General features: G+C 68.2%; 2 protein-coding genes and 1 pseudogene. 2 read left to right on the top strand and 1 reads right to left on the bottom strand.

Features of this window, described 5'->3' with window-relative positions; genetic code table 11:
- Nucleotides 1-574: uracil-DNA glycosylase family protein (locus ACFE71_RS15390; RefSeq protein WP_375429637.1), on the bottom strand; the 574-nt coding region annotated here is incomplete at its 3' end.
- Nucleotides 575-681: 107 nt separating this feature from the next.
- Between ACFE71_RS15390 and ACFE71_RS15395 the strand changes: the two genes are divergently transcribed.
- Together ACFE71_RS15395 and ACFE71_RS15400 are read left to right on the top strand one after the other, a co-directional pair.
- Nucleotides 682-2,337, top strand: coding sequence for an electron transfer flavoprotein-ubiquinone oxidoreductase (locus tag ACFE71_RS15395; protein ID WP_375429638.1), 1,656 nt, complete (start codon nt 682-684; stop codon nt 2,335-2,337).
- A 10-nt stretch (nt 2,338-2,347) separates the two neighbouring features.
- Nucleotides 2,348-2,831: pseudogene (locus tag ACFE71_RS15400) on the top strand (hypothetical protein); the annotation flags it as partial.

Here is a 2,831-nt window from a genome sequence, read left to right on the forward strand (position 1 = left end):
CGCGCGCGCCGAGCACGTTGATCCTGAGCACCGCGCGGCTGGCCGCGTCGCCCAGCACCATCAGCCGCTTGGGGGCCACCAATTCAACATGCCGCCGCGCGACCTCGCCCAGCCTCGCCTCGTCCGCGCGGCCCACGCGACCGGACGCGGGCCGCTTGGAACAGACCGACACCAGATGCACCGCCTCGCGCGTCAGCCCGATCGCGGCGAGCATGCGATCGAACAGCCGCCCCGGCTCCCCGGTCAACAGCTTGCCCGCCGAGCAGTCGTCGCGGTCGGGCACATCGGCCAGCACCATCACCGCCGCATCGGCAGGCCCGCTCGCCAGAACGCTCAGCCCGACCCAATGCGCCTCGGGTGCGTGCTCGCCACCGCGCCAAGCGAGAAACGCATCCCAGCTGTCCGGCAGCATCGCGCCCGCTTCCGCCAGGGCGACCGGGACGGGGGAGGGCGGGGCCGCCTTCGCGAACCAGTCGCGCGGGGCGTCCTGGGTGAGCACGTCGACCCCCGCCTCACGCCACCAATCGAGCGTCGCTTCGATCAACGGCCCGCTGAAATCCGGTGCAACCCCCATTACATAAACATTGCGACGAGGTTGACGCGAACGTCAATCCACCCGATCGCGATCCGGGACCGGATGATGCCTCCCCGCGACCGGACGGGCGGGCTTGGAGTGAAGTGATGAGCCAACGCGAGTCGATGCCCTATGACGTCGTGATCGTCGGCGCGGGCCCGGCGGGTTTGACCGCCGCGATCCGGCTGAAGCAGCTCGCCGCCGATGCGGGCTCGGAACTGTCGGTCTGCGTCCTCGAGAAAGGCTCGGAGGTCGGTGCGCACATCCTGTCGGGCGCGGTCGTCGATCCGCGCTCGATGGACGAGCTTCTCCCCGATTGGCGCGACGGCGATTGCCCGCTCGCAGAGACGCCCGTGACCGACAACTATCACTGGGTCCTGGCCGGAAAGCGCAAGTTCAACCTGCCGCATCTGTGGACACCGTCCTTCCTTCACAACAAGGGCACCTACACCGTCAGCCTCGCGAACCTCTGCCGCTGGCTCGCCGGCCGCGCCGAGGAACTCGGCGTCGAGATATTCCCCGGTTTCGCCGCCGCCGAGGTGCTGTTCAACGAGGACGGGAGCGTCAAAGGCGTCGCGACCGGCGACATGGGCGTCGCGCGCGACGGCACGCACAAGCCCGACTATACGCCCGGCCTCGAGATCCACGCCAAATACACCTTCTTCTCCGAGGGCGTACGCGGCCACCTGACCAAGGAGGTGATCGGCCTGTTCGACCTCCAGCGCGACAGCCAGCCACAGGTATATGGCCTGGGCGTCAAGGAGCTGTGGGACTTGGCGCCGGACAAGCACGTCCCCGGCCGCGTGATCCACACCCAAGGCTTCCCGCTCGACGCGCACGCCAACGGCGGCGGATGGATCTACCACCAGGCGAACGGCCAGGTGTCGATCGGCTTCGTCACTTGGCTCAATTACGCCAATCCCTACCTCTCGCCCTTCAGCGAGATGCAGAAATGGAAGACCCACCCCGCAGTCGCCGAGCTGCTGGAGGGCGGCAAGCGCGTCTCCTACGGCGCACGCGCGATCAACGACGGCGGGCTTCAATCCATCCCCAAGCTGACCTTCCCCGGCGGCGTGCTGATCGGCTGCTCGGCCGGCTTCCTGAACGTGCCCCGCATCAAGGGCGTCCACGGCGCGCAGAAGTCGGCGATGATGGCGGCGGAAGCCGCGTTCGATGCGATTCAGGCGGGCCGCGAGGGCGACGAGCTCACCGCCTATCCGGCCGCGTTCAGGGCGTCATGGCTCTACAAGGAGCTGTCGGTCGTCCGCAACGTCGTGCCTACCGTCAAGAAGTTCGGCGACTTTGCGGGCTCCGCGCTGTCGGGCATCCAGATGTGGCTTGAGCATTTCGGCCTGAAGATGCCCTGGACGATGAAGCACCATCCCGACCACGAGTCGCTCTGGCGCAAGGACCAGGTGACCCCGCCCGTCTATCCGAAGCCCGACGGCGTGCTCACCTTCGACAAGCTGTCGTCGGTGTTCCTGTCGAACACCAACCATGCCGAGGACCAGCCCGTCCACCTGACGCTCCGCGATCCGGAGAACCCGATCAAATACAACCTGCCCAACTACGACGAGCCGTCGCGCCATTACTGCCCGGCGGGCGTGTACGAGGTCGTGGGCGAGGACACCGACGCGCCCGAATACGTCATCAACGCCCAGAACTGCGTCCACTGCAAGACCTGCGACATCAAGGACCCGCGCCAGAACATCAAATGGGTGGTGCCGGAGGGGGGCGGTGGGCCTAATTACCCGAATATGTAGCGAGCGAAGCTTGCAAGCGCGAAGCGCAAGCAAGCTTCGCTCGGCTCGGCCGACCTCGCCGAAGCGAGGATCGACGACGCGGCTTTGCCGCGGCGCCTTTCTCCTGGCGTTCCTACTCGCCCCGACCCCCGCGCTCGCCGATACGAGCGGGCTCGCACCCTACCTGCGGGCTCGCGTCGCCGCCGAGCGCGGCGATCCGAGCCGCGCCGTCGCGGATTACGCCCGCGCCCTGACGATCTCCCCGGACATCCCCATCGCGATCCGCGCTTACCGAGAGGCGCTATCCGCAGGCGATCTCGACCTTGCCGTCCGCGCCGCCGCCATCCTCGATAGGGCGGGCGTCGCGCCTGAAGACACCACCCTCATTACCATCGCCCGCGCGGGCCGCGCCGGAGATGCCGCCGGCATATTGGCGGGCACGGCCAAGCTCGCCCGCACCCGCCTCGTGATCCTGGCGCCGGTGCTGCGCGCCTTGGTCGCCCGCGCGACCGGCG

Source organism: uncultured Sphingomonas sp. (assembly GCF_964237155.1).
Lineage (GTDB): Bacteria > Pseudomonadota > Alphaproteobacteria > Sphingomonadales > Sphingomonadaceae > Sphingomonas.